This is a genomic window from Rhodoplanes sp. SY1 (assembly GCF_046000175.1).
Taxonomy (GTDB): domain Bacteria; phylum Pseudomonadota; class Alphaproteobacteria; order Rhizobiales; family Xanthobacteraceae; genus Rhodoplanes.
This window is the reverse complement of the sequence record NZ_JBEOMB010000049.1, coordinates 33369-60057: the sequence shown is the minus strand read 5'-3', so window position 1 is coordinate 60057 and position 26689 is coordinate 33369. Positions and strand designations below refer to the sequence as shown.

The window sequence follows — 26689 nt, the reverse complement described above, 5'->3', positions numbered from 1 at the left end:
CGCGGCAGGACGAGGATGCGACCGATGACCGACCAACCCGCGCAACCGGCTCCCGCGGCGCCCGATGCCGCCTCCGGAACGCCTGCGAAACCACCGGGCCGGCTGCGCCGCCTGTGGCGCTGGTTCTGGAGCCCGTCCGGCACGCTCTCGCTCGGCGCCCTGCTGATCGGCGGGTTCCTCGGCGGCATCGCCTTCTGGGGGGCGTTCCACACCGCCATCGAGGCGACCAACACCGAGGCGTTCTGCATCTCCTGTCACGAGATGGAGGCGAACGTCTTCCGCGAGTATCGGCAGACCGTGCACTACACCAATCGCACCGGCGTGCGCGCGGTGTGCACCGACTGCCACGTGCCGAAGGACTGGACCCACAAGATGATCCGCAAGGTCCAGGCCTCGAACGACCTTCTGCAGCACATCCTCGGCACCATCGACACGCCGGAGAAGTTCAACGCGCGCCGCCTGCACCTCGCCACCAATGTGTGGCGCTCCATGAAGACGACCGACAGCCGCGAGTGCCGCAACTGCCACGACTTCATCCACATGGACTGGTCCGTGCAGGAGAAGCGATCGGCCGAGAACCATCAGCAGGCGGTGAAGAACGCCAACACCTGCATCGACTGCCACCGCGGCATCGCCCACCGGCTGCCGCCCGGTGCCCAGGAGGCGGCCGACAAGCTGTGGCGCGAGCTCTCCAACGGCGCCAACGGCAAGGGCGCGCCGGCCGCGACCGCGCCGTCCGGCGGCAGCGTCGCAGCGCGCTGAGCGGCCGCGAAGCCTGTCGCGCGGGCGCGTTCGCCCGCGCGGGTGCGAGAGGGATCTGCCTCCGACGTGATCAGGAGGCGAAAGGCGTCACATCCCGAACGCCACGCGGCGATCGTTGGAGCGCTTGAGGTTGCGGTAGCGCGCCATCGCCCACAGCGGGAAGAACTTCCGGTAGCCGTGGTAGCGGAGATAGAACACGCGCGGGAAGCCCGTCGCGGTGTAGCGCTCCTCGTCCCACAGGCCCTCGTGGTTCTGGGTGCGGGCCAGATAGGCGACGCCGCGCTCGACGGCCGGATGATCGACCTCGCCGGCCGCCATCAGGGCGAGCAGCGCCCAGGCGGTCTGCGACGCGGTGCTGGGCGCCGGCTCCCAGCCCTTGTAGTCGAGCTTGTAGCTGGTGCCGTCCTCGCCCCAGCCGCCGTCGACGTTCTGGATGCGGATCAGCCAGTCGGCCGCCTTGCGCACCGCCGGGTCGTCGCGGCCGAGGCCGGCGGCGTTGAGGCCGCACAGCACCGACCAGGTGCCGTAGATGTAGTTCAGCCCCCAGCGGCCGTACCAGCTTCCGTCGGGAAGCTGCGTCTCGCGCAGATAGGCGATGCCGCGCGCCATCGCCGGGCTCGTCTCCGGCGTCTCGCCGAGCTGCGCCAGCATCGAGACGCAGCGCGCCGCGACGTCCTCGGTCGGCGGATCGAGCAGGGCGCCGTGGTCGGAGAACGGGATGTTGTTGAGATACGTGTAGGTGTTGTCGGCGTCGAAGGCAGCCCAGCCGCCGTTCTTGCTCTGCAGGCCGAGCACCCATTCGCGACCGCGGTCGATCGCCATGTCGAAACGGCCGTCCCCGCCGGCCGTGCGGGCCCGGTCCATCGCCATCACGACGACGGCGGTGTCGTCGAGGTCCGGGTAGTGGGCGTTGACGTACTGGAACGCCCAGCCGCCCGGCCGCACGCCGGGCCGCGTCACCGCCCAGTCGCCCTCGAGGTCGAGGACCTGCAGGGGCTTCAGCCAGTCGAGACCCTTGCGGGCCTTCTCGACCGCCTTCTCGCCGCCGGCTTCCAGCAGGGCGTGGCAGGTCAGCGCCGTGTCCCACACGGGCGAGACGCAGGGCTGGCAATAGGCCTCCTCGTCGCCGACGACCAGCAGCTTCTCGATCGACCGGCGGGCGACGGCGCGCTCCGGATACTCGGGCGGGAAGCCGAGCACGTCGAACATCATCACCGAGTTGGCCATCGGTGGATAGATGGCGCCGAGCCCGTCCTCGCCGTTGAGCCGCTCGCGCACGAAGGCGAGCGCCGCCTCGATGGCGCGGCGGCGCGGGGCGCGCGGCATCAGCGGGTCGATCGCGCGCAGCACGCCGTCGATGCCGCGGAACAGCAGGAACCACCACCAGCTCTGGTGCGGCGCCTTGCTGGGCGGGCCGACCGTCGCGGGCGGCTCGAGGAACAGCTCGTCGATCGTCACGCCACGCGGGTTGCGGGCCTTCGGCTTCAGGGTCTGCAGCACCAGCAGCGGCACGATGGTGGTGCGCGCCCAGTACGAGACCTTCCAGATGGTGAAGGGCGACCAGCGCGGCAGGAAGATGACCTCCGGCGGCATCACCGGCACGGCCGTCCACGGGATCACGCCGTAGAGGGCGAGCTGGATGCGGGTGAACACGTTGACCCGCGAGCCGCCGCCGTGTGCCAGGATCGCCTCGCGGGCGCGGCGCATGTGCGGCGCCTCGGGATCGTCGCCGATCATCTTCAGCGCGAAATAGGCCTTCACGCTCGCCGAGATGTCGAAGTCGCCATCCTTGAACAGCGGCCAGCCGCCGTGCTCGCCCTGGATGCGGCGCAGATAGACGCCGATCTTGCGCTCGACCTCGAGGTCGGGCGTCTCGCCGAGATGATGGACGAGCAGCACGTATTCGGACGGGATGGTCGCGTCCGCCTCCAGCTCGAACACCCAGTGGCCGTCCGGCTGCTGATAGGACAGGAGCGCGTCCGTCGCCTTCCGGATGTGGGTCTCGAGCGCCGCCATCAGGGTCGACCCGGTGATCGGGGTGGCGTCGGCCAAGGTGGTCACGTCTCGCATCGGACTGCTCTCGTTTCTCGATCGTGTTCTTGTTCGGGGTCGTGCTCGGGTCGGCGCGGCGTCAGATCAGCGCGGCGGCCGTGTTGCCGGACCGGATCGCGCCCTCGATGGTCGCGGGCAGGCCGGTGTCGGTCCAGTCGCCGGCCAGCGCCAGGTTCCTCCACGCGGTCCGCGGGCCGGGTCGCAGCGCGTTCTGCTCCGGCGTCGCCGCGAAGGTGGCGCGCCGCTCGCGCACGATCTGCCAGGCCGGCAGCGCCTCGTCCGTGAGGCGGATCACGGAGCGGACGTCGTCCCAGATCGTCTGCGCGAGCTTTTCGCGCGGCTCCTTCATGAAGCGGTCGGCGTTCGAGGTGGTCACCGAGACGCGGTCCGGAAAGACGAAGATCCACTCCGCCGTGCCGCCGATCACGCCCACCAGGGGCGGCGTTCCGGGCGGCGCGACGGTGCGGAAATGCGTGTTCAGGATCGAGCGGAACTCGGTCGGCGCCGCCAGCCCGGGCACCAGCGCGGTCGCGGTCCAGGCCGGCACCGCGAGGATCACGGCGTCGTCGGGGCCGAGCGCGATCGTCTCGTCGCCGAAGTCGAGCGCGGTGACGCGGTCGCCCTGCGTGACGAGGGCGCGCAGCTCGTGGGTCATCAGCACGGAGACGTCACGGGCGCGCAGATGGTCGAGCGCCGGCTCGACGAACACGGTTCCGAGCCCGCCGGTGGCGACCAACGGCCGGCAGCAGGCGCCGCCCTTCGCCAGCGTCTCGCGCACGATGTTGCGGGCGAGCGCCGCCGAGGCGACCGGCGGCGCGGTGTTCAGCGCCGCGACCATCAGGGGCTCGATCAGCCGCTCGTGGAGCGCGCCCTTGCACGGGATCACCTCGCCGAGCGGCCGCTCACCGGTGAACATCAGTTTCGCCAGCGCGACGTAATCGCGCCAACTTGTCCCGGGGACACGCTTCTGCGGGTCGAAGATCCACCACGGGATGCGACCGTCGTCGATCCGCAGCCGCCAGCCGGTCCGGGTGCGCAGATCGAAGAAGTCGAACGCTGCTTCGGCCGGCCCGTGCAGGCGGTCGGCGGTGCCGAGCGTCGCGGCGTAGTCGAGCGCGGCCTGGTTGGCGGACAGCAGCAGATGATTGCCGTTGTCGATGTAGAGGCCGGTCGCCGCGTCGTGATAGGAGCGGCAGCGCCCGCCCGCCTGCTTCGAGCCCTCGTGCACCGTGATGCGGCGGCCGCTGCCGGCCAGGCGCACCGCCGCGGCGAGGCCGGCGAGGCCGGCCCCGATGATGTGGACGGCGCCCACCATCAGACGAACCCGTACTGCAGCACGATCAGCAGGAGCGACAGCTTGTTGACCTTCACGGGCTCGCGCGGCTGATCGAAGCCGCGGGCCGAGAGGTCGTCGAGAATCGCCCGATAGACCTTGCCCATGATGCGCGGGGCGCGGACCATCCAGCGCGGCGAGCGGTCCATGATCTCGTCGGCCGCCTCGAAGTGTCTTCGCGCCCGCTCGATCAGCGCCTGGCCGATCTGGCCGACGCCCGGATGCGCCGCGACGGCGCGCGGCTCGGTCGTCGTGATGCCGGCCTCGTCCAGAAGCTCGCGCGGAAGATAGAGGCGGCCGTTCTCGGCGTCCTCGTCGATGTCGCGCAGGATGTTGACGATCTGCAGGGCGCGGCCGAGATGGTGGGCGAGCTGCTCGCCGTCCGGCTCGCCCATGCCGAAGGCCTTGACCGACAGCCGCCCGACGGCGCTCGCCACACGGTCGCAGTAGAGATCGAAGGTGGCGAGGTCGGGCGCCCTTATATCGGCCGCCGCGTCCATCTCCATGCCTTCGATGATGGCGATGAAGTCCTCCTTGCGCAGCCCGAACTCGGCGATCGCGGCGGCGAGGCCGCGGTGCTCGGGCGCGACCCGGCCGGCATAGACCTCGTCGAGCTCGCGCCGCCAGCGCTCCAGCGCGGCGATGCGGTCGGCCCGCGGCGCCTCGGAGTCGGCGATGTCGTCGACGTAGCGGCAGAACGAGTAGATCTCGAACATGGCGTCGCGGCGGGCCCGCGGCAGCATGCGCATGGCGAAGTAGAACGAGCTGCCGGCGGCGCGGCGCGACGCGACGGGCTCGGTCTCCTCGGGATGGACGGCGAGCTGGGTCATGGCTGGCGTCGCGGGTTCGCGGGGTCGGCCGCGGGGGTGGCCGGAGCGGCCGGCGCGGCGGGCGGGCGCCGGAAGCGCCCCAAGATGCCGTTGACGAGGCCGAGGAGGCCGAGCGCGGCGACCTGCGGCTTGGCGAGGTGGACGCGCTCGCACAGCGGGTCGCGCACCTTCAGCAGCGCGGTCAGCCGCTCGGCGAGCGTCTGGATCACGGCGACCTCGAGCGCGAGGCGGCGGTCACGGATCAGCGACGAGAACACCCGGCTTTCGGCGAGGAGGCCGTCGGTCTTCGCCGCGAGATCGGCGATGCAGGCCTTGAGGGCAGGGCTCGCCTGCGCGGCGCCCAGATCCTCCACGGCCGCGCCATGGGCCGCGAAGGTGTCGAGCGGGATGTAGACACGGTCGAGCGCCCGGAAATCCTTGGCGCAGTCCTGCAGGTGGTTGATGATCTGGAGCGCGGCGCACAGCCGGTCGTTGGCGTCCCAGGTGGTGCCGCGCTCGCCATGCACGTCGAGCACGAAGCGGCCGACCGGCATGGCCGAGTAGCTGCAATAGTCGATCAGGTCGTCGAAATCGGCATAGCGCCGCTTGGTGACGTCGAGCCGGAACGCGGTGAGGAGGTCGCGCGCGTGGCGCGGCGACAGCGCCCGGTCGGCGAGCGCGATCTTGAGCGCGACGCCCTCCGGCTCGCTCGCGCCGCGGCCGAGCAGGCTGCCCTCCAGCCGGTCCAGATAGGCGAGCTTGTCGGCCTCGAGCAGGGTGGGGTGGTCGGCGATGTCGTCGGCGACGCGGACGAACTCGTAGAAGGCGAGGATCGCCGGCCGGTGGCGCGGATGCACGATCCACGACGCGACCGGGAAATTCTCGTCGTGCGATCCCTTGCCGGATCGCAGATCGGCGGCCGTCGTGGTCACGATCGGATCTCGCACGATGCGATCTCGCGGTTCGGCAGGGCGCCCGAGCGGCGGCGCGCAAAGACGGAGTCGGGGGCGAAGATCGGGGTCATGACGCGACCGGCAGGCCCTTGTTGATGAATCGATGCCCGCGCGTGGACCAGCGACTGGCCGAAGAGCGGGCCGCATCACCCGGGCCGGACCAACTGGAGCAGCGCGCGCGAGCGACAGCGCAAATGTTCGAGTGCTGCAAGGCGTCTGAAGTTCAAAGCATGCAGGGCCTTGGGAGTCAACGCGGGAGCGGCCCGGAACGATTGTTCCGGCTACGTTTTCGGCGCCGCAGCGGCGTCCGGGACACGCCCGGGGGCGACTTTTTCCGGTCCCCGTGCGAACCGGAACGGCCCAGGGGACACCCTCGCCGATGCGGCCGATCGGGGGCCGAGCCGGTGATCGAGCCGGTTGCCCTTGCCGGCCGCGATGATTAAGCCAGGGGCCAAGGTCCCGTCGTCGGACGGCAGGAGCCGGCGCCATGCGGGCGCGGGCGGCCGGGGGCCCGACCGACGGGCATCCGGGGAGAGCCGAGTTGTTGGGCAACACCAAGCACGCCGACGTCGCCAGCGCCGACGCCGGATTTCCCGCACGGCTGGACGCCGTCGCGGCCGAGACCGAGACCCTGCTGGAGCGCCTGCTCGGCGCCACGCCGGAGGCCGGCGAGAAAGCCCGCCCGGACCGGCTGCTCGCCGCCATGCGTTATGCGAGCCTCGCCGGCGGCAAGCGATTCCGCCCGTTCCTCGCGGTCGAAACGGCCCTCTTGTTCGGCGGCGACCGCGCCCGCGCCCTGATGGTCGGCGCCGCCGTCGAGCTCGTCCATTGCTACTCGCTGGTGCACGACGACCTGCCCGCCATGGACAACGACGACCTGCGGCGCGGCCGGCCGACCACCCACAAGGCGTTCGACGACGCCACTGCCATCCTGGCGGGTGATGCGCTGCAGACGCTCGCCTTCGACGTGCTGGGACGGCCCGAAACCCATCCGGACGCAGCGGTGCGCATCGATCTCGTCCTGGCGCTCGCCCGCGCGTCGGGCATCGGCGGCATGGTCGGCGGCCAGATGCTCGACCTCGCCGCCGAGGGGCGCTTCAACGGCAACGTGCCCCAGCCGCTGGACCGCGCCGCCACCGAGACGATGGAGTCGATGAAGACCGGGGCGCTCCTGCGCTTCTCCTGTGTCGGCGGGGCGATCGTCGCCGGCGCCGACAAGGCCGCCCAGGCGGCGCTCGACCGCTACGGGGTCGCCATCGGCAAGGCCTTCCAGGTCGCCGACGACCTCCTCGACGCGACCGGCGACGCCGCCACGGTCGGCAAGGCGACCGGCAAGGACGCCGGCCTCCACAAGGCGACCCTGGTGCGGATCATGGGCATCGACGGCGCCCGCAAGGCGCTGGCCGACCTCGTCGCCGAGGCCGAGGCCGCCGTCGCCCCGTTCGGGCCGCAGGCCGACATCCTCCGCGCCGCGGCCCGCTTCGTCGCCGAACGGAGCCACTGAGGCGGTTTTTCCGGCTCCGGCCTCGTGTCCCGGACGCGGCGCAACGCGCCGCGAGCCGGGATCCAGGAGCCATGCGGAAGGGCCTTGACCGTGCCGCCCCTGGGCCCCGGCTCTGCGGCGCATCGGGCCTTCGGCCCGATGCGCCTTGTCCGGGGCACGAGGCTCCCAGTTCCCGATGTCGAGCGTGCATCGACCTGTTCGGTCGCAGTCGCAAGGACGCGACTGCGGCCCCGTGCGACCGCTATTCTTCCCCGCCATTCGGTCAGCGTATGGCGGACCTGCCGGTGTCGGCGCGGGGATGACGCGGGCTGCGGCCGGCGGTGTTTCGAACAGCCGAACCTGCGTTCCCATAAGCGAAAATAGCTCTTCCGCGACCTCCGGGCCGGCGTCTCGGCGGCGGGCGTGCCGCGGCCTTCGGTCTCCGCGCGCGCCCCTCGGTTTGAGCGAGGTCAATGTGCGCCGGACACGAAACGTTCATGTGAGGGTCGACAAGAAACTCGTGAGGAAGCGCTCGGTCGTCCTGGTGCCTCGCCGGGTGGGGTGCTTTCCATCAATCCTCGCAGGCGACGTGCCATGTCGAGCCTCCTGGACTCCCGCGGCTTCGAGATCGTCGCCCGGCAAGATTTCTCCGACGTCACCTATCTTCTCGAGGTGCGCCATCCCTTGATGGCGAAAGCCGCGCGCGCCGGGCAGTTCGTGATCGTCATGCTCAACGATCACGGCGAGCGCATCCCGCTCACCATCGCCGACTTCGACCGCGACCGCGGCACCATCACGCTGGTGATCCAGGCGGTCGGCAAGACCACGCGCGAGATGCAGCAGGTCTGCCGGGTCGGCACCTTCCTGCACGCGCTCGCCGGCCCGATGGGCGAGCCGAGCCACATCGGCGGCCAGCACCGCGTCGTCTGCGTCGGCGGCGGGCTGGGCGTCGCGCCGATCTTCCCGCAGGCGCGCGCCTACAAGGAGGCCGGCGCCCACGTGACGGCCGTGGTCGGCTTCCGCACCAAGGAGCTGGTCTTCTGGGAGGACAAGTTCCGCGCCTGCTGTGACGAGGTGATCGTCTGCACGGACGACGGCTCGGTCGGCATCAAGGGCAACGTCACCGAGGGCCTGCGCCAGGCGATCGCCGCGCACCCGGACGTCGACGAGGTCGTCGCCATCGGGCCGCCCATCATGATGAAGGCCTGCGCCGAGACCACGCGGCCGCACAAGATCAAGACGGTCGTCAGCCTCAACCCGATCATGGTCGACGGCACCGGCATGTGCGGCGGCTGCCGGGTGAAGATCGGCGACGGCATCAAGTTCGCCTGCGTCGACGGGCCGGACTTCGACGCACATCAGGTCGATTTCGACGATCTCATGGTTCGCCTCAAACGCTTCGCCGCCACCGAGAAGGCGGCGCTGGCGAAGTACGAGGAGAGCTGCCGCATGGGCCGCTAGAGCATGAATCCGAGACGTGGATACCGGTTCTCGGAGGAAGTCGTGCTCGAGCCGACGGCTGCGTGACGGACGGGATGTGACGAACGCCTGCAAAGGTGCGGGAGACGATGGCGAAGCGAAAGACGATCCGGACGATTCCGCGCGAGCGCGCGGAGGTCGGCGAGCAGGACCCGCAGGTGCGGGTGCAGAACTTCTACGAGGTGACGCTGCGCTTCACGCCCGAGCAGGCCGAGCTCGAGGCGAGCCGCTGCATCGAGTGCCCGCGGCCGGCCTGCACGCCGGGCTGCCCGGTCGGCGTCGACATCAAGGGCTTCATCTCCAAGATCGCCGCCAACGACCTGCGCGGCGCCTACGACGTGATCACGCAGACCAACCTCCTGCCCGCGGTGTGCGGCCGCGTCTGCCCGCAGGAGAACCAGTGCGAAGGCGCCTGCGTGGTCGGCAACCAGCTCGCCCCGGTCGCCATCGGCCGGCTGGAGCGCTTCGTCGGCGACACCGCGATCGCGCAGGGCTGGAGCAACGTCCCCTATATCGAGCCGAACGGCTTCAAGGTCGGCATCGTCGGCTCCGGACCGGCCGGCATGGCCTGCGCGGCCGACATGGCGAAGGCCGGCTGCGACGTGACGGTGTTCGAGGCGTTCCACGTGCCGGGCGGCGTGCTGCGCTACGGCATCCCGGACTTCCGCCTGCCCAACAGCGTGGTCGACGCCGAGATCCGCAATCTCGAGAAGCTCGGCGTGAAGTTCATTTGCAACACGCTGGTCGGTCGCCTGTTCACGATCGAGCAGATGATCGAGGAGATGGGCTTCCACGCCGTCTTCATCGGCACCGGCGCCGGCTATCCGAGCTTCATGGGCATCCCGGGCGACTCGCTCAACGGCGTGCTTTCGGCCAACGAGCTGCTCACCCGCTGCAACATGATGCAGGCGAAGGACGAGGGCTTCGACACGCCGCTGCCGATCGGCGCCAAGGTCGCCGTGATCGGCGCCGGCAACACCGCCATGGACGCCATGCGGGTGTGCAAGCGGCTCGGCGCCGAGGAGGTGCACTGCATCTATCGCCGCAGCCGCAACGAGGCGCCGGCCCGCATCGAGGAGGTGCATCACGCCGAGCAGGAGGGCATCGCCTTCCACTGGCTCACCGCGCCGGTCGCGATCCTCGACGACGGCAAGGGCGGCGTGCGCGGCATGCGCTGCATCAAGATGGAGCTCGGCGAGCCCGACGCCTCCGGCCGCCGCAAGCCCGTCACCGTGAAGGGCAGCGAGTACGAGTTCGCCTGCGACCTCGTGGTGGTGGCGATCGGCACCAACGCCAATCCGATCATCGGCCAGACCTCGAAGATCGCGCTCGACAAGCGCGGCTACATCGCCACCGACGCCGATCTCGCGACCTCGCTGGCCGGCGTCTACGCGGGCGGCGACATCGTCACCGGCGCCGCGACCGTCATCAAGGCGATGGGGGCCGGCCGCACCGCCGCGCGCAGCATGAAGAAGTATCTCGGCCTGCGCGACACCGAGGCCGTCTACGCCGATCCGACGCCCCCCGATGCCGCGCTGTTCGGCTTCGATCCGGCCGAGCACAACTTCGTTCGCGTGAAGGCCGTATGACGCGCCGACCGCCCGGTCGGCGCCCGCGATCCCAGAAGACCGACAGACCGGCACACCGACAGACTGCCATCAAGAACGAAAAAGAGACCGTCATGAGCGAGACGCTGACCTCCGTGCGCGAGGACATGCCGGCCGACGAGCCGTCGCCGCCACGCGCCGTCGCCGCCGAACCGACGGTCACCACGCTCGACGAATGCGTCGTCGAGATCATCAGCGACTCGGGCGAGGGGGCGCAGCGCTGCGGCCAGTCGCTCGGCGCCATCGCGGCCCGCATGGGCAACGGGGTGTGGACGGTCGAGATCATCCCGGCCGAGATCCAGCCGCCGGCCCGAAGCATCGCGGGCGCCAGCGGCAACCGCATCCGGCTCGGGGCCGGCCGCATCGCCAATGGCGGCGACGGCGTCGACGTCGTCGTCGCCTTCAACGAGCAGGTGCTGCTCGGCCGCGTGCGGGCCGGCGAGCTGAAGCCCGGCTGCACGATCTTTCTCGAGAGCATGTGGCGGACGCACTCCGATCCGCGCATCGCCGCCGCCTATCGCGAGACCTACGAGGAGCTGGTCGACCGCGGCTACCTGATCGTCGAGATCCCGTTCGAGGCGCTGTGCAAGCCGGTGGTGCCCGATGCGCGCCGCGGCAAGAACATGTTCGTGCTCGGGCTGCTGTGCAGCCTGTTCAGCTTCGACCTCAAGCTCGCCCGCGAGCAGGTGCGGCTCACCTTCCGCAAGAAGTCCGACACGGTGATCCGCGCCAACCTGACGCTGCTGGAGGCCGGCGCCGCCTGGGCCGAGGACAATCTCGACGTCAAGTACCGCATCCCGGCGCAGCGCGCGACGGTGCCGCAGATCGTCGTCAACGGCAACACGGCGCTGGCGCTCGGCGTGCTCGCCTCGGGCATGGAAATCTGCGCCATGTACCCGATCACGCCGGCGACCTCGGCCTCGCACTATCTGAGCGAGGTGTTCGAGCGGGTCGGCGGCATCGTCCACCAGGCCGAGGACGAGATCGCCGCCTGCACGTTCGCGATCGGCGCCTCCTACGCCGGCAAGTGCGCCGTCACCATCACGTCCGGTCCCGGCTACTCGCTCAAGCAGGAGGCGATCGGCCTCGCCGTGATGGCCGAGATCCCGCTCGTCGTCATCAACGTCCAGCGCGGCGGCCCCTCGACGGGCCAGCCGACCAAGGGCGAGCAGGGCGATCTCCTCACGGCGATCTACGGCAGCCACGGCGACGCCCCGAAGGTCGTGATGGCGGCGTCGACCATCGAGGACTGCTTCTACTCGGTGATCACGGCCCGCAAGATCGCCGAGGCCTTCAACATGGTCGTGGTGGTGCTCTCCGACTCCAACCTCGCGACCTCGCAGCAGCCGTTCCCGCGGCCGAAGTTCGACGAGGCGTGGCTCGCCGCGCCGATCGACCAGAGCCCGGTGCCGTTCGGCACCAAGCCCTACGACTGGAATCCCGACACCGGCCTGTTCCGGCGCGTCATCCCGGGCCAGCCGAACGGCATGTACACGGTCACGGGCCTCGCCCACGACCGCGACAGCCGGGTCGCCTACGATCCGGTGATCAACCAGGAATCGATCCGCGCCCGCAGCCTCAAGCTCGCCGCCCTGCAGAAGACCTTGAAGCCGCCGCCGGTGTTCGGCGACCGCACCGGCGACCTCCTGATCGTCGGCTGGGGCTCCACCCGCGGCGCCATCGAGGAGGCCGTCACGCGCGCCCGGGCCGAGGGCCTGAAGGTGTCCTCGACCCACCTGCATTTCCTGCAGCCGCTGCAGCCCGGCGTGAAGGAGATCATGCAGGGCTTCGAGAACGTCCTGTGCGTCGAGGCCAACTGGTGCGACCGCCCCGAGGACAAGCTGATCGACGAGAACAACCGCCGCTTCTCGGCGCTCGCCATGATGCTGCGCAGCCGGTTCCTGGTCGATGTCGATTGCTGGGGCGAGGTGATGGGCCAGCCGATCAAGCCCGGCACCATCCACGCACTCATCCGCGCGCGGCTCGCCTGACGGGAGAACGATCATGTCGATGCCGAAGCACGATTGCCTGGTCCGCCTCGTCGAGGACGATCATCCGCTCGAGGACTATCAGAGCGGCGTTCCGCGCTGGTGCTCGGGCTGCGGCGACAACGCCGTGCTGGCCGCCGTCCAGCGCCTCTGCCGTGACGAGAACCTGCGTCCCGAGAAGCTCGCCTTCGTGTCGGGCATCGGCTGCGCCAGCCGTTTTCCACACTACATGCGGACCTACGGGTTCCACGGCATCCACGGCCGCGCGCTGCCGATCGCCGAGGGCGTCAAAATGGCGCGGCCCGATCTGCACGTCTTCGTCAACACGGGTGACGGCGACTGCTGCTCGATCGGCGCGGCGCACTGGCTGCACGCGATCCGCTACAACATGAACATGACCGTGGTGCTGCACGACAACCACGTCTACGGCCTCACCAAGAAGCAGGTCTCGCCGACCTCGCCCAAGGGCCTCAAGAGCAACACCACGCCGCACGGCGCCTATCTCGACGCCATGAACCCGCTGACCGTGACGCTCGGCGTCACCAACGTATCGTTCGTCGCCCAGGCCGTCGACTGGATCCCGGAGGCCGTCTACGCCGTGATCCGCGCGGCCTTCCACCACAAAGGCTTCTCGTTCGTCCGCATCGTCCAGCGCTGCCCCGAGTTCCTGCCCAACATGTGGGACGCCTGGCTGCGCGATCCGGAGAAGACGCTGCTGCTCGAGCACGACGACGGGATCTCCTTCTCGCCGGGCCTGCAGCGCATCTACAAGAACCGCCAGGCGCACGATCCGTCCGACATCCACAGGGCGCGCGAGATCGCTTCCTGCATCGATCCGGTGCCGGTCGGGATCCTGTTCCGCGACGAGAACGTGCCCTGCTACGAGGACGTGCGCGAGGCCGGCACGCCGCGCTCGCTCGACATGGTCAAGACCGGCCTCGAGGCCGAGCTCGACAAGTTCACGGTGTGGCCCGACGACGAGCCCGCGGTTCGCATCGCCTGATCACTTCGGAGGCCCGCGACGCGCGGGGACGAGACCCATGGACGCCGACGTCAGGACCCAGCTCGCCTTTCACGTGCTCGGACGCAGCACCGTCGGCGCCAAGCCCGCCGACAGCGTCGGGCGGCTGCGGCCGGCGCTGCTCGCCGCCTATGCGGATCTCGCGAGCCTGCGCCACGACTACCCGCTGGTGCTGGCGCGCGACGCCGCGCCCGCCGATGTGGTGCGCACGCTCACCGGTCTCGTCGATGCCGCCCTCAAGGAGGTCGCGCCGCGCGGCCCACAGGGCGAGAAGATGCGCCGCCAGGCGCTGCGCATCGAGCGCGAGATTCGCGCCCGCTCCGCCGCCGGCGGGCTGTTGTCCGTCGTATGGGACGAGGTGGTGGCCGGCCTCGCCGCGACCGACCCGAGCTTCGCCGAGACCGGCGCGGCGGTGCGCGCCGCGATTCCGGTCGACGGCGAGCTGCTCGCCTGCACGGCGCAGACGCCGCTCGCCATCGTGCGCCATCTGTGGCGGCTGGAGCAGGAGCAAAAGCTCGCGGGCCTCGCCGAGCGGGTCGAGGGCATCATCCTCAAGCTGACCGACATCCTGGCCGCCGACCTGGCCCGCTCCGAGGCGGGGCGGGCGCCGGACGCGCTCGCCGCCGCGGTCGGTCCCGGCTTCTCGGAGCTGTTCGACTTCTCCACCATGTCGGAGCTGCTCGGCTCCGTCTCGGCCTCGGGCCCGGTGTCGAAGCGCCGCCGCCGACGCATCGAGGAGGCGCTCGCCGTCCTGGAGGCGCAGCCGCTCCTCAAGGCGCTGCGCACCCGCGACCGCGTCGCCGAGGAGGCGGCGCTCGCCGCCCTCGTCGTGACCGACTGCACCACGGCGCTCGCCGCCTGGGAGGCGCGGCGTCCCGATCTCGTCGCCCTGATCCGGGCGATCGCCATCGCCGAGCTGGAGATCGACGGGCGCTATCGCGAGGAGGAGCACGATCCGTTCTTTGCGGCCTATTCGGAAGCCGCGCTCGGCACCAGCGATCTGGCGCTCGGGCCCGACCTCCTGGTCTGTGTCGAGGACGCCGGCGCGCTCCGCCGCGCCGAGGTGCTGGAGCTGCTCGCCGCCGGCGTGCCGGCCAAGGTCGTGGTGCTGACCGGCGACGTGATCGGCGACCCGGGTGTCCAGCACGGCGCGCCGACGCTCGCCGGCACGCGGCTCGCCACCATGGCGACCGGGCTCGACGACGTGTTCGTGCTGCAGACCACCGTGGCCGCGCTCGGCCGCTGCGGCTCGCGCATCGCCCGCGGTCTCGCCTATGCGGGGCCGACGCTGATCTCGATCTACACGGGCACGGGACGCGATGCCGCGGATCCCGTGGCGCCCTATCTGCGGGCCGCCGCGGCGACGCAGGCGCGCGTCTTCCCGAGCTTCACCTACGACCCGTCCGCCGGCCCCGGGCTCGCCGAGCGCTGGGACGTCGCCGACAATCCGCGACCCGACGCCGACTGGAGCGTCCACCCGTTCCGCTGCGAGGATGCCAAGCAGCAGCGCATCGTCGGCGAGATCGCCTTCACGGCGGCCGACCTGATCGCCGGCGATCCGCGCCACGCGCATCTGTTCGGCCTGGTCGAGAGCGCGCACTGGAACGACGCCATGGTGCCGGTCGACGTGTGGATCGCCGGGCCGCCGCAGCCGGTCGGCGCCGTGCCCTACGTGCCGGTGGTCGACGACCAGAACCGCCTGTGGCGTGCCGTGGCGAGCGAGCCCGTCATCGCCGCGACGCGCCGCGCCCGCGAGGCGTGGCACCGCCTGCAGGAGCTCGGCGACATCCACAACTCCTGGGCCGAGCGGCGCTCGACGGCCGAGCGCCTCGCGCGCGAGCAAGCCGAGCGCGAGGCCGCCGAGGCGGCCGGCGAGGAGGTGCCTGCTGCTGCTCCGGCACCGGCGCCGGTCGAGACCGCGGCCGCGGCGCCGGCTGCCAAGGCACCGGTCAAGGAGGTCGCCAAGGAGGCGGCAAAGCCGGCGCCGGAGAGCGCCGCCGCGCCGAGCGGCGAGCCCTATATCGAGACGCCGCGCTGCACGAGCTGCAACGCCTGCCTGCAGGTGAACACGCGCATGTTCGTGTACGACGGCAACAAGCAGGCGATGATCGGCGACCTGACGGCCGGCACCTACCGCCAGCTCGTCGAGGCGGCGGAGAGCTGCCCGGTCGGCATCATCCATCCCGGCGAGCCGAAGAACCCGGGCGAGCCCGATCTCGACGACCTGCGCAAGCGCGCCGCCGCCTTCGGCTGACCGCCGAACGTTCGATCGAGCACAGATCATAGAGGGCATGGCGCGTTGGCGCCGTGCCCCTGCGGTCGAACCCGTCGGCGCACGCCGCCGAGCGCCATGACGCGCGGCCTCGCTACGGCGTCATGTCGCCGCCCGTTTCCTTGACAGCCCCGCGCTCGGCACCCCACACTCGTCCCGGCTTTGTATGACGAGTATGCGGCGCGCTTCTTGCATTCTCCGAGGCGCCCGCCGTTCCGGCCGGACGACCCCGCGATCGCCCCGATCCGGATCGGGTCCGGCACGCCCAACCGGAGACCTCGACATGCTCGGATCTCGCCCGTCACGCCGAACGCTCGCCGTCCTCGCCCTCGGTGCCGCCACGACGGCCGCGGCAGCGCTCGGTATCGCGGCGCCGGCCGCCGCCCAGGATACGGTCAATGTCCGCTTCTCGTGGAAGATGAAGGGCGAGTACGGCACGTACTTCCTGGCGCAGGAGAAGGGGCTGTTCAAGGCGGCCGGGCTCGACGTGAAGCTCGGCGAGGGGGCCGGTGCCCAGGCCGCGCTCGGCGCGCTGATCCAGGGCCAGGAGGACATCGTCATCCTGCCGGGCGTGTTCGCGCTGAGCGCGATCCAGAAGGGCCTGCCCGTCAAGATCGTCGCGCTCTACCACCCCAAGACCCCGGTGACGCTGATCACCTATCCGGACAAGCCGGCCAAGACGCCGAAGGATCTCGCCGGCATGACGGTCGCCCACTCGGTCGGCGAGACCGGCACCAGCTATCTCGACGCCTTCCTGCGCCTCAACAAGGTCGATCCTGCCTCGGTGAAGCGCACGCTGATGAACGCGCAGGCGCGCGTGCCCGCCTTCATCCAGAAGCAGGTGGACGTGGTGAGCGTCTACCAGACCAACGACCTGCCGATCATCCGCGAGCAGCACAAGGGCGTCGACTTCGTCGTGATGGACATGGTCGAGTACGGCCTGGCCGTGCCCGGCATGGCGCTGGTGACGAGCGACCAGAATCTCGCCAAGAAGCCCGACGTGCTGAAGCGTTTCCTCGAGGCGTCGGCGAAGGCCGTGACGGCCGCCAAGGCCGACCCGATGGCCGCCACTCAGGCGATCCGCACGAACTGGGCCTCGCCGCCCAGCGAGACGGCGGTGCTGGAGCAGGTCAAGGCGACGGTCGGCGCGATTCCGGTGCCGGCCGGCAAGCCGATCGGGTGGATCGAGGAAAAGACGATCACGGACGCGCTCGAACTGCTGAAGTCCGCCGGCGAGATCGACGCGCCGAAGCCGGCCGCGACCTTCTATACCAACGCGCTGCTGCAGCCCTGAGCGACGCCGCGGGACGAGGCGGCACAGCGGGGGCATCGGCGTGACAGTCCAGCAGCAGCGGCGTAAGCGGCACCTCGTGCGTGCCATCACCGAGACGGCGGCGGCGCCCGTGCTGGCGCTGCTCATCCTGGCCGTGTGGGAGATCGGAGCCCCGCTCGCGGGGCTCTCCAGCTTCATCCTGCCGACGCCGACGCAGATCCTCGGGCGGATCGTGACCGATCATCGGCTGATCGCCACTCACGCGGGCGTGACGCTGTTCGAGACGGTCGCGGGCTTCGCCATCGCGGCCGTCACGGGCGTCGGCACGGCGCTGATGATCTTCTACTCGCGCCTGTTCGAGCGAGCCATCTATCCGCTCCTCGTCGCGCTGCAGACCATCCCGAAGGTGGCGCTCGCGCCGCTGCTCGTTCTCTATCTCGGTTACGGCTACGCGCCGAAGCTGTTTCTCTCCTTTTTGCTCGCCTTCTTTCCGATCGTGATCGCGACCGTGGTCGGGCTCAACAGCCTCGACAAGACGATGGTGAGCCTGGTGCGCTCGATGGGCGCCAACGAGTGGCAGACCTTCGTCAAGGTGCGATTGCCGGCGGCGCTGCCGAGCCTGTTCGGCGGCCTCAAGGTCGGCATCAGCCTGTCGGTGATCGGCGCCGTGATCGGCGAGTACGTGGCGGCCGAGAAGGGGCTCGGCTACCTGCAGCTCCAGGCGAGCTCGCAGTTCGACACGACGCTGAGCTTCGCCGCCATGATCGTCATCGCGGCGCTCGGCGTGATCACGTTCTGGAGCCTGGAGGCGCTCGAGAAGCGGGCCGTGTTCCAGCGCGAGGCGGCCCGATGAAGGACCCGACGCCCGCCACCACCCGCCTGCACGGCGTGTCGGTCGCGATCGAGAACGTCACCAAGACCTACGAGCTGCGCGACGGCAGCGATCTGCTGGCGCTCGACCGGGTGGATCTGTCGATCGCGCCCGGCGAGTTCGTCGCCATCGTCGGCCCGTCCGGCTGCGGCAAGAGCACGCTGCTGTCGCTGGTCGCTGGCCTCGCCCGCTGCTCGACGGGCCGCATCCTCGTCGACGGCGAGGAAGTGAAAAGACCGCACGCAAAAGTCGGCGTGGTGTTCCAGACCGATCTCCTGCTCTACTGGCGCACCGTGATGGACAACATCCTGCTGCCCATCGAGATCAAGGGCTGGCGCAAGCAGGACTATCTGCCGAAGGCCGAGCGCCTGCTCGAGCAGGTCGGGCTCGGCGGCTTCGCCGAAAAATATCCGAGCGAGCTGTCGGGCGGGATGCGCCAGCGTACCGCGATCTGCCGCGCCCTCGTGCAAGAGCCCGGCCTCCTCCTGATGGACGAGCCGTTCGGCGCGCCCGATGCGCTCACCCGCGAGCAGATGATCACGGATCTGCAGGCGATGTGGCTGTCGGTCGGCAACACGGTGCTGTTCATCACCCACTCGATCGAGGAGGCTGTCTTTCTCGCCGACCGCGTGCTGGTGATGTCGCCGCGCCCCGGCCGCGTCGACCTCGATCTCGGCGTCGCGATCGAGCGGCCGCGCAGCTGGCGCAGCCGCACCGATCCGGCCTTCATCGACCACATGTCGCAGATCCGCGGCATCTTCGAGGCCCGCGGCGTGCTGACGAAGGGGTAGCCGCCGTGACCGTTCCGAGGCGTCTACAATCCGCTCGTCCCCGCGAAGGCGGGGACCCAGGGCGACACGGCATGGGGCACCTGGATGCCCGCCTTCGCGGGCATGAGCGGAGCCCGGGGCACGGCATTCCGTCTCACGACGGGCCGAACGCAGTGCAGTCCCGCTCCTGACCAAATCACGTCCGAACTCACGTCCGCATCACGCCATCACCACCCGACCCCCATCGAGAGACCTCCCATGAAGGCCGAACTGGTCATCAAGAACGCCCGCGTCGTCGATCACGACGGCGAGTTCTTCGGCGGCGTCGCGGTGACGAACGGACGCATCGTCCTCACCGGCACGAACGACGCGCTGCCCGACGCCACCCGCACGATCGACGCCGAGGGCCGGGTGCTGATGCCGGGCGTGATCGACCCGCACTGCCATCTCGGCGTCAACTACCCCTACGACGAGGACATGCGCTCGGAGACGGCGGCGGCGGCGAGCGGCGGCGTCACCACGGTGCTCCTCTACATCCGCAACAAGAGCGGCCCCTACGTGCCGTTCTACAAGGAGCGGCGCGCCGTCGGCGAAGCGAACAGCCTGATCGACTTCGGCTTCCATTTCGGCATCCAGCGCGAGGAGCACATCCACGAGATCCCGGACATCGTTCGCGAGACCGGGGTGCGCTCGTTCAAGTGCTATTTCGGCTACGAGCCCGACAACCCGATCGGCATCGTCCCGGCGACCGACGGCTGGGTCTACGCCACCATGCGGCATCTGAAGCAGATCCCCGGCGGCGTGATCAGCGTGCATTGCGAGAACACCGGAATCGCAACGTGGCTGAAGGACGAGATGAAGGCGACCGGCCGCCAGGATCTCGGCGTCTACAGCGAGTCGCGCCCGGCCTTCTGCGAGGAGGAGACCATCAAGCGGATGATCTTCCTGGCCGAGCGCACCGGTTGCCCGCTGCATCTCGTCCACACCTCGGTGGGGCAGGGCCCGGTGCTCGCCGCGGAAGCGCGCGGCCGCGGCATCGATGTGACGGTGGAGACCTGCCCGCACTACCTCACCCGCACCTGCTACGATCCCGACCTCGACATGAAGGCGAAGATCTCGCCGCCGCTGCGCGACCGCGGCGAGCTCGAAGGACTCTGGCGCGGCGTGCTCGACGGCTCGGTGTACAGCCTCGGCACCGATCACGTGCCGTTCGTGCCGAAGAAGGGCGAGAACATCTGGACCGAGGTGCCGGGCGTCGTCAGCTTCCCGTGGGAGCTGTCGCTGCTCCTGCATTTCGGCGTGCATCAGCGCGGGCTGTCGCTGTCCCGGCTGGTGCAGCTCAACTCCTATCATCCGGCGCGCCGCTTCGGCCTGTGGCCGCGGAAGGGCTCGCTGCAGGCGGGCGCCGACGCCGACCTCGTGCTGGTCGATCTCGACGAGGAGCGCACCGTCCATCACACCGGCCACGGCCATTGCATCTACGAGGGCTGGACGCTCAAAGGCTGGCCGGTGCTCACCGTGTCGCGGGGCGACGTGGTCCACGAGAACGGTGCGGTCGTGGAACGCTACGGCCGCGGCCGCTGCGTCATCCGCCCGGACTGAGATGATCACGACGAGCCCACCGGAGAGCTGGCGCGACGCCGGCTGGGCGGCGGCCCCGCCGCTGCCCGAGCACCTGCTCGCGCCGGTGCGTGCCGCCGCGACCCGGGCGCTCGCCGAGAGGCCGTGGCCGGAGCTTCTGTGCGGCGTCCACAATCCGTTCGGCCGCCACGTCTGCGTCGCCGACGCCTGGAGCTTTCTCGACATCGGCGAGAGCGCCGCCGTGCTCAATGCGGTCGAGGCCGTGCTCGGCCCCGACCTCGTGCTGTGGGACAGCGAGATTCTCTCAGGCGCCGCCGCGCTGGACCGCGACGAGGCGGCGTGGTGGCCGGTGGAGCCGCTCGCCGGCGCGCTGGTTCTTCTCACGCTCGCCGACGGCGCAATGCGACTCGTCGACATCACGCGACTCGCGAGCGCCGCGCCGGCGGCGCCGCTGGCGTCCGGGCCGATCCTCGCGCTCCGTTACATGCCGGCGACCTCGCGCTACGTTCGCGATCCGCGCGCGCCGCAGAACCAATGCGGCGCCGAGCGGCGCGTGCTGGTCAATCTCGCGACGCGGCCGCTGTGGCTGGTGCGCGGCCGCGATCATGCGGGCAACGACTTCGCCACCGGCTTTGCGCTGCCCGCCGCGCAGTGGGCCGGCGCATCGTCGCTCGACACACCGTCGCTCGACACGCCGTCGAACCCGTGAAAGAAGAGCCGGCATCCCGGCCGAGGAGCTAGAAAAATGTCGCTGGACGCCATCGAGATCGAGAGCGCCGCGCTGCTCGTCATCGACATGCAGAACGGCTTCCTGCACGAGAACGGCACGCTCGGGGTCTCCGGAGTCGATGTCGGCCGGCTGAAGACCATCGTCGGGCCGACCAGGGCGCTGGTGGAGAAGTTCCAGAATGCCGGCGTGCCGGTGATCTGGACCGTGCAGGAGCATTTCGCCGTCGACGCCAGCCGGGCGCGAAAGAGGCTCGCCGCCCACACGGCGTGGCGCAAGCAGGTGTCGTGCCTGGCCGGAAGCTGGGACGCCGCGATCGTCGACGAGCTGAAGGAGCTCGCCGCCAAGAACCCGACCTTCGTGCTGCGCAAGCACCGCTTCGGCGCCTTCCACGAGACGCGGCTGGAGATCCTGCTGCGCCAGCTCGGCGTGACGACGCTGTTCGTCACCGGCACGACGACCAATGCCTGCGTCGAGACCTCGATCCGCGAAGCCTATCTGCGCGACTACGACGTCGTCGCCGTGACGGACTGCATCTCGGGCGTCAACGCCGCCTGGGAGGAGACGGCCCAGAAGGTGTGGGCGCAGTATTTCTGTGTGCTCGCGGGATCCGGCGAGGTGAGCGCCTGGGTCGATGCGAAGCTGGCGCCGCGGATCGTGTCGTTCGCCCACATGCTGCTGCAGGTCGCCGACATCGAGGCGTCGCGGCGCTTCTACGCGGACCTCGTCGGCTTCACGCCGCGCGTCGCGAAGCCGCTGCCGGACGGGCGGCCCTTCGTGCCCTTCGTGCAGGGGCTGGCGCTCACCTCGGGCGGCGCCGGCGCCCGCCAGATCGACCACATGGCGTTCCAGGTGAAGGACGTGCGGGCGCTCGCGGCGCGCCTCGAGGCGGCCGGTGTCATGTTCTTTCAGCCGCTGCACGACGGCATCTACGGGCTGACCATCTATGTCGCCGATCCGGACGGCACCAAGGTCGAGTTCTTCGAGCCGGGGATGGTGCTGTAGCGTCCGAGATCGCCGCACGTTCGATCCTCGTGTCCCCGGCACGGCGCAACGCGCCGTGACCCGGGACACGAGGAGCGAACGGACGAGGCGTCGCCGAGGTCCCGCCGTGTCGCCCCTGGGTCCCGGCTTTCGCCGGGACACGCGGAGGTCGGCAGATGCTGCGGCCTCCTCAGCTCGTCTCCTCCGCAAAGACCTTGGCGCGGCCGGAGCGGATGGCGGGGAGAAGGAGGATCAGCACCACGATGGCGGTGAGGATCAGAAACACGAGGCTGATCGGGCGCTCGACGAACACGGCCGGGCTGCCGTGCGAGATGAGGAGCGCGCGGCGCAGGTTCTCCTCGATCAGCGGCCCGAGGATGAAGCCGAGCAGCAGCGGCGCCGGCTCGCATTGCAGGCGCTGCAGCACGTAGCCGACCAGGCCGAACACGCTGGCGATGATCACGTCGAGGGCGTCGTTGCGGATCGAGTAGACGCCGATGCAGCAGATCAGCAGGATCGACGGGTAGAGCAGGCGATACGGCACGGTGAGCAGGCGCGCCCACACGCCGACCAGCGGCAGGTTGAGGACGACGAGCAGCAGGTTGCCGATCCACATCGAGGCGACGAGGCCCCAGAACAGGTCGGGCTTCTCGGCGATGAGCTGCGGCCCGGCATAGAGGCCGTGCATCATCAGGGCGCCGACCATCAGGGCCATCACCGGGCTCGCCGGCAGGCCGAGCGTGAGCAGCGGGATGAACGCGGTCTGCGAGGCGGCGTTGTTGGCGGCCTCCGGTGCCGCGACGCCCTCGATGGCGCCGCGACCGAAGCGGTCCGGCTCGCGGGCGATGCGCTTCTCCAGCGCATAGGCCGAGAACGAGGCGAGCACCGGCCCGCCGCCCGGCAGGATTCCCAGCGCGGCGCCGAGCGCCGTGCCGCGCGCCGCCGGCTTGACGATCGCCTTCAGGTCGTGCGGCGACGGCCAAAGCCCCTTGTAGTCCTTCACGTACTCGCGCGCCTCCGCGCCGCGGCCGAGATTTGCGATGGTCTCGCCGATGCCGAAGATGCCCATCGCGATGACGGCGAAATCGATACCGTCGCCGAACTGCGGCACCCCGAAGGTGAAGCGCGGCAGGCTCGAGTTCACGTCGATGCCCATGGTGCCGAGCAGGATGCCGGTGAGGATCATGCCGATCGCCTTGACGACCGAGCCGTGCGCCAGGATCACGGCGGCGACCAGGCCGAACACCATCAGCGAGAAGTAGTCGGCGGGTCCGAAGTCGAGGGCGAACTCGGCCAAGGCGGGCGCCGCGAAGGCGATGATGAAGGTCGCGATCGTGCCGGCCATGAAGGACGACAGCGCGGCGGTGGCGAGCGCCAGTCCCGCCTTGCCCTGCCGCGCCATCTGATAGCCGTCGAGCGTCGTCACGACCGAGGAGGACTCGCCCGGCAGGTTGACCAGGATCGCCGTGGTCGAGCCGCCATAGGCGGCGCCGTAGTAGATGCCGGCCAGCATGATGATGGCCGCCTGCGGCTGCAGCGTGAAGGTGACGGGCAGCAGGATCGAGATGGTGGCGACCGGGCCGAGGCCCGGCAGCACGCCGATCGCGGTACCGAGCAGCACGCCCAGGAACGCATAGACGAGATTGATCGGATCGAGCGCGACCGAGAAGCCGAGCGCGAGATTGCTCAGGATGTCCATGACGGCCTCACCAGCGCGGGAAGGGGTGGAGCGGCAGGCTGAGGCCGAGCCAGAACAGGAGGGCGATGAAGGCGACGAGGCCGGCGGCGAGCAGCGCGACCTCGATCGGGCGGAAGTCGCGGTCGGCGAGCCGTGCCAGCACCACGACAAGGATGCCCGAGATCACGAAGCCGGCCTTCTCGACCAGGAGGCCGAACAGGAGCGTGCCGAGCAGCACGAAGACGAGCGGCCGCAGCGCGATCCCTTCGATGCGCTCGCCCGGGATCACGAGCGAGCGGCCGACCAGGATCAGCCCGAGCAGCACGAGCCCGGAGGCGACCAGCAGGGGATAGTAGCCGGGGCCGATGCGTGCCGGGGTGCCGATCGGATAGCTCCAGCCGTACACGATGGCGAACAGGCCGAGCGAGACGAACAGGAGGCCGGTGACGAGATCGGTCGTGAGACGCAGGCGCACGGGCACCTCCCTCGCAGTGGCGGATCAGGCGCGTTTCGGCCGTGGCGCCGAACGCGAGGTGCGAACAGGTCGCTACGCGACACCTCGCCACGCACTCCGCTCATTCCCGCGAAAGCGGGAATCCAGGCGGCGCTTGCCGCATGGCCCTGGGTCCCCGCCTGCGCGGGGACGAGCGGAATTCGGGGCGTGCTTCGTCGGCATCGCGATCGCCTCGGCTTCGGGCCGCGAGGCCCGGGCGGTCGGCGCTTTGCTGTCCTCAGTCCGGCTTGGCGCCGGACTCTGCGATCACCTTGGCCCAGCGGGCCGTGTCCTTGGCGATGAAGGTCTTGAACGCCTCGGGCGACTCGCTCGCGACCGCCGTGACGCCGCCTTCCTGCATGCGCTGCTTGACGGTCGGGTCCTGGGTCGCCTTGACGATCGCCTGGAACAGCTTGTCGACGATCGGCTTGGGCGTGCCGGCCGGCACCAGGAAGCCCTGCCACGAGGTGGCGACGATGTCCGGATAGCCGAGCTCGCCTACGGTCGGCACGTCGGGCAGGATCGGGTTGCGCTTCGCGTCGGTGATGGCCAGCACCTTGATGCGGCCGGACTTGATGTGCGGCATCGCCGAGGGCAGTGTCACCGACATCACCTCGACATGGCCGCCGAGGATGTCGGCCACGGCCGGCCCGGCGCCGCCCTTGTAGGGCACGTGGTTCATGTCGAGACCGGCGGCCTTGCGGAACTGCTCCATCTCCAGCCGGTCGACGCTGCCGCTGCCGGGCGAGGCGAAGTTCACCTTGCCGGGCCGCCCCTTGGCGTAGTCGATCAGCTCCTTCATGGTGTTCGGCGGGAACTTCGGATTGGCGATGAAGACGCTCGGCGTCTCCGAGGCGACCGACACCGGGATGAACGCCTTGTCCGGCTTCAGCGTCATGTCGGGGAACAGCGTCGGGTTGATCGACACGGTGCCGACATTGCCGAAGAACACCGTGTAGCCGTCCGGCGCGCCGCGCGCCGCGACGTCCATGCCGACATTGCCGGCGGCGCCGGCGCGGTTCTCGATGACGATCTGCTGACCGAGCGCCTGCGACATCGGCGCCTGCAGCAGCCGCATCGCGAAGTCCGATGCGCCGCCGGGCGCGAACGGCACGATCACCCGGATCGGCTGGCTCGGATACTTGGCCGGGTCCTCGGCGGCGCGCGCGCCGATCACCGGAGCGAGCGCGACCGCGCAGGCGGTCCCGAGCAGAAGGCCGAAGGCCCTTCGACGGTTCAACATGGTCGTCCTCCGTGCGGCTCTCTGACGGAGCCTCTCGTCTGCTGATGGCCGGGGCCGGGCGGCAATATCGTCCGGCCGTCGTCGCGCACCGCGCGTCGCGTCGATCAGGCGGTCAGCTCGGCCGGGTCGAGCGGCAGCGGCACCGGTGCCTTCCGCTTGGCGGAGAGGTCGAGCGCCTTGGTGAGCATCAGGTTGCGGTGGGCCTCGGCGGCCGTGGCGGCGACGGTCGGGATGCCGAGCGCCATGCGGTTGAGCCACGACACGGTTTCCTCCGCCATCGGGCCGCGCAGCTCGCCGAGCGCCATGTCGCCGGGCGGATAGCTGCCCATGAAGTCGACGAGGCGCCGCTCGTCGGGATTGTAGCCCTCCGACTGCGGCTTGGTGACGGCGAGGACGATGTCGCGATGGGTGTCGTCGATGGTCAGCACGCCGGTCGTGCCGGCGATGCCGACCTCGAGGCTGTAGACGGCGGCCGGCCAGGTCACCGGCATGGCCCAGGAGATGCTGAGATGATAGACGGTGCCGTCCGAGAACATGATCATTCCGGCGGTCGCGTCGATGCCCTGGTAGAGCGGGCCTAAGACCTTGTCGACCGAGCGGGCGTAGACCTCGGTCGGCGTCTTCTCCTCCAGGCACCACATGCAGATGTCGAGCGCGTGCGTGCCGGAGATGACGAGCGGCGAGATGGTCGCGGGATCGTCGGTGCGCTTGTAGTTGTCGATCGCCACCAGGCGATTCATGAAGGCCCGCGAGGTGACGAGCTCGATCTCGCCGAGCGCGCCGGAACGGCACTTTTCCTTGGTGGCGAGCCAGCGGCGGCGGAAGCGCTGGGTGTAGCCGACCACGGCGTCGAGCCCGGCCTTGTCGATCTCGGCCAGCACCTTGGCGGATGCTGCGAGGTCGGTCGCCAGCGGCTTCTCGATCAGCATCGGCAGGCCGCGCTCGACCGCCGCCATGATCGGGTCGACGTGCAGGTGCTCGTCGGTCGCGATGATGACGCAGTTCACCTCGGGCCGCGCCAAGAGCTCGCGGTGGCTGTTGGTGACGAAGTCGGCGCCGATCTTGTCGGCGACGCTCGCCGCACGGTTGGGACTGAGCTCGGCGATGCCGATCCACTCGACCGAGGGGTGGCGGGTCGCCACCTCGCCGCGGAACAGGCCGACGCGGCCGGCGCCGACGATCGCGAGCCCGAGCTTCTTCGGCGTTCGCCCCTTCATGGTCACTCCCCGGTTTTTTGTCGCGTTGTTGACCGAGGTCATCACGCGCTCCCGGTGGGCGTCAACGGCCCGGCTAATCCCGCCTTGCAGAGC

Annotated in this window: 21 protein-coding genes; 13 read left to right on the top strand and 8 right to left on the bottom strand. The window is 70.1% G+C overall.

Annotated features, from left to right (window positions below; all coding sequences use genetic code 11):
• The first annotated feature begins 24 nt into the window (after nt 1-24).
• Complete coding sequence (locus tag ABTU92_RS14415) at nt 25-762, top strand: NapC/NirT family cytochrome c (protein ID WP_408091746.1); 738 nt, start codon at nt 25-27, stop codon at nt 760-762.
• Between the two features lie 87 nt (nt 763-849).
• On the opposite strand, the gene shc is transcribed toward ABTU92_RS14415, so the two are convergent.
• The 4 genes from shc to hpnC all read right to left on the bottom strand — a co-directional run bounded on the left by shc (nt 850) and on the right by hpnC (nt 5888).
• Nucleotides 850-2778: a squalene--hopene cyclase gene (shc, locus tag ABTU92_RS14410; RefSeq protein ID WP_408091788.1), complete on the bottom strand. Its 1929-nt coding sequence runs from the start codon at nt 2776-2778 to the stop codon at nt 850-852.
• Between the two features lie 115 nt (nt 2779-2893).
• On the bottom strand, nt 2894-4129 hold the full coding sequence (gene hpnE / locus ABTU92_RS14405) for a hydroxysqualene dehydroxylase HpnE (RefSeq protein ID WP_408091744.1): 1236 nt from the start codon (nt 4127-4129) through the stop codon (nt 2894-2896).
• Nucleotides 4129-4977 (bottom strand): presqualene diphosphate synthase HpnD, encoded by an 849-nt coding sequence (hpnD, locus tag ABTU92_RS14400; protein WP_408091742.1) that lies wholly within the window; start codon nt 4975-4977, stop codon nt 4129-4131. The genes hpnE and hpnD overlap by 1 nt, the downstream gene beginning before the upstream one ends.
• Entirely contained in the window at nt 4974-5888 is a 915-nt protein-coding gene (gene hpnC / locus ABTU92_RS14395) for a squalene synthase HpnC (protein WP_408091740.1), read from the bottom strand. The genes hpnD and hpnC overlap by 4 nt, the downstream gene beginning before the upstream one ends.
• 562 nt (nt 5889-6450) lie before the next feature.
• Between hpnC and ABTU92_RS14390 the strand changes: the two genes are divergently transcribed.
• The 12 genes from ABTU92_RS14390 to ABTU92_RS14335 all read left to right on the top strand — a co-directional run bounded on the left by ABTU92_RS14390 (nt 6451) and on the right by ABTU92_RS14335 (nt 21986).
• A complete protein-coding gene (locus ABTU92_RS14390) occupies nt 6451-7413 on the top strand; it encodes a polyprenyl synthetase family protein (RefSeq protein ID WP_408091738.1) in 963 nt (320 codons plus the stop codon).
• Between the two features lie 573 nt (nt 7414-7986).
• Nucleotides 7987-8853 carry a sulfide/dihydroorotate dehydrogenase-like FAD/NAD-binding protein gene (locus ABTU92_RS14385; RefSeq protein WP_408091736.1) on the top strand — a complete coding sequence of 289 codons (867 nt, stop codon included), beginning with the start codon at nt 7987-7989 and terminating at the stop codon, nt 8851-8853.
• A 107-nt stretch (nt 8854-8960) separates the two neighbouring features.
• Nucleotides 8961-10460: an NADPH-dependent glutamate synthase gene (gene gltA / locus ABTU92_RS14380; RefSeq protein WP_408091734.1), complete on the top strand. Its 1500-nt coding sequence runs from the start codon at nt 8961-8963 to the stop codon at nt 10458-10460.
• A gap of 92 nt (nt 10461-10552) precedes the next feature.
• Nucleotides 10553-12469, top strand: a complete 1917-nt coding sequence (locus ABTU92_RS14375) for a 2-oxoacid:acceptor oxidoreductase subunit alpha (protein ID WP_408091732.1) — start codon at nt 10553-10555, stop codon at nt 12467-12469.
• Between the two features lie 13 nt (nt 12470-12482).
• Nucleotides 12483-13469 (top strand): thiamine pyrophosphate-dependent enzyme, encoded by a 987-nt coding sequence (locus ABTU92_RS14370; protein ID WP_111355429.1) that lies wholly within the window; start codon nt 12483-12485, stop codon nt 13467-13469.
• A 37-nt stretch (nt 13470-13506) separates the two neighbouring features.
• The gene (locus ABTU92_RS14365) at nt 13507-15741 is read left to right on the top strand and encodes a ferredoxin (protein WP_408091730.1); all 2235 of its coding nucleotides are present in this window, start codon (nt 13507-13509) and stop codon (nt 15739-15741) included.
• A 301-nt stretch (nt 15742-16042) separates the two neighbouring features.
• Nucleotides 16043-17053, top strand: coding sequence for an ABC transporter substrate-binding protein (locus tag ABTU92_RS14360; RefSeq protein ID WP_408091728.1), 1011 nt, complete (start codon nt 16043-16045; stop codon nt 17051-17053).
• A gap of 76 nt (nt 17054-17129) precedes the next feature.
• The gene (locus ABTU92_RS14355; RefSeq protein ID WP_408091726.1) at nt 17130-17885 is read left to right on the top strand and encodes an ABC transporter permease; all 756 of its coding nucleotides are present in this window, start codon (nt 17130-17132) and stop codon (nt 17883-17885) included.
• Entirely contained in the window at nt 17882-18694 is an 813-nt protein-coding gene (locus ABTU92_RS14350) for an ABC transporter ATP-binding protein (RefSeq protein WP_408091724.1), read from the top strand. The genes ABTU92_RS14355 and ABTU92_RS14350 overlap by 4 nt, the downstream gene beginning before the upstream one ends.
• 237 nt (nt 18695-18931) lie before the next feature.
• Entirely contained in the window at nt 18932-20275 is a 1344-nt protein-coding gene (locus ABTU92_RS14345; protein WP_408091722.1) for a dihydroorotase, read from the top strand.
• Nucleotide 20276: 1 nt separating this feature from the next.
• Nucleotides 20277-20963 (top strand): resolvase, encoded by a 687-nt coding sequence (locus tag ABTU92_RS14340; protein WP_408091720.1) that lies wholly within the window; start codon nt 20277-20279, stop codon nt 20961-20963.
• Nucleotides 20964-20999: 36 nt separating this feature from the next.
• Nucleotides 21000-21986 (top strand): isochorismatase family protein, encoded by a 987-nt coding sequence (locus ABTU92_RS14335; protein WP_408091718.1) that lies wholly within the window; start codon nt 21000-21002, stop codon nt 21984-21986.
• A gap of 169 nt (nt 21987-22155) precedes the next feature.
• Here ABTU92_RS14335 and ABTU92_RS14330 read toward each other — a convergent pair whose 3' ends face one another.
• From ABTU92_RS14330 to ABTU92_RS14315, 4 genes are all read right to left on the bottom strand, one after another.
• Nucleotides 22156-23664: a tripartite tricarboxylate transporter permease gene (locus ABTU92_RS14330; RefSeq protein WP_408091716.1), complete on the bottom strand. Its 1509-nt coding sequence runs from the start codon at nt 23662-23664 to the stop codon at nt 22156-22158.
• A gap of 7 nt (nt 23665-23671) precedes the next feature.
• Nucleotides 23672-24118, bottom strand: coding sequence for a tripartite tricarboxylate transporter TctB family protein (locus ABTU92_RS14325; protein ID WP_408091714.1), 447 nt, complete (start codon nt 24116-24118; stop codon nt 23672-23674).
• 256 nt (nt 24119-24374) lie between these two features.
• Nucleotides 24375-25379 (bottom strand): Bug family tripartite tricarboxylate transporter substrate binding protein, encoded by a 1005-nt coding sequence (locus ABTU92_RS14320; protein WP_408091712.1) that lies wholly within the window; start codon nt 25377-25379, stop codon nt 24375-24377.
• A gap of 104 nt (nt 25380-25483) precedes the next feature.
• The gene (locus ABTU92_RS14315; RefSeq protein ID WP_408091710.1) at nt 25484-26596 is read right to left on the bottom strand and encodes a Gfo/Idh/MocA family protein; all 1113 of its coding nucleotides are present in this window, start codon (nt 26594-26596) and stop codon (nt 25484-25486) included.
• Nucleotides 26597-26689 lie beyond the last annotated feature (93 nt).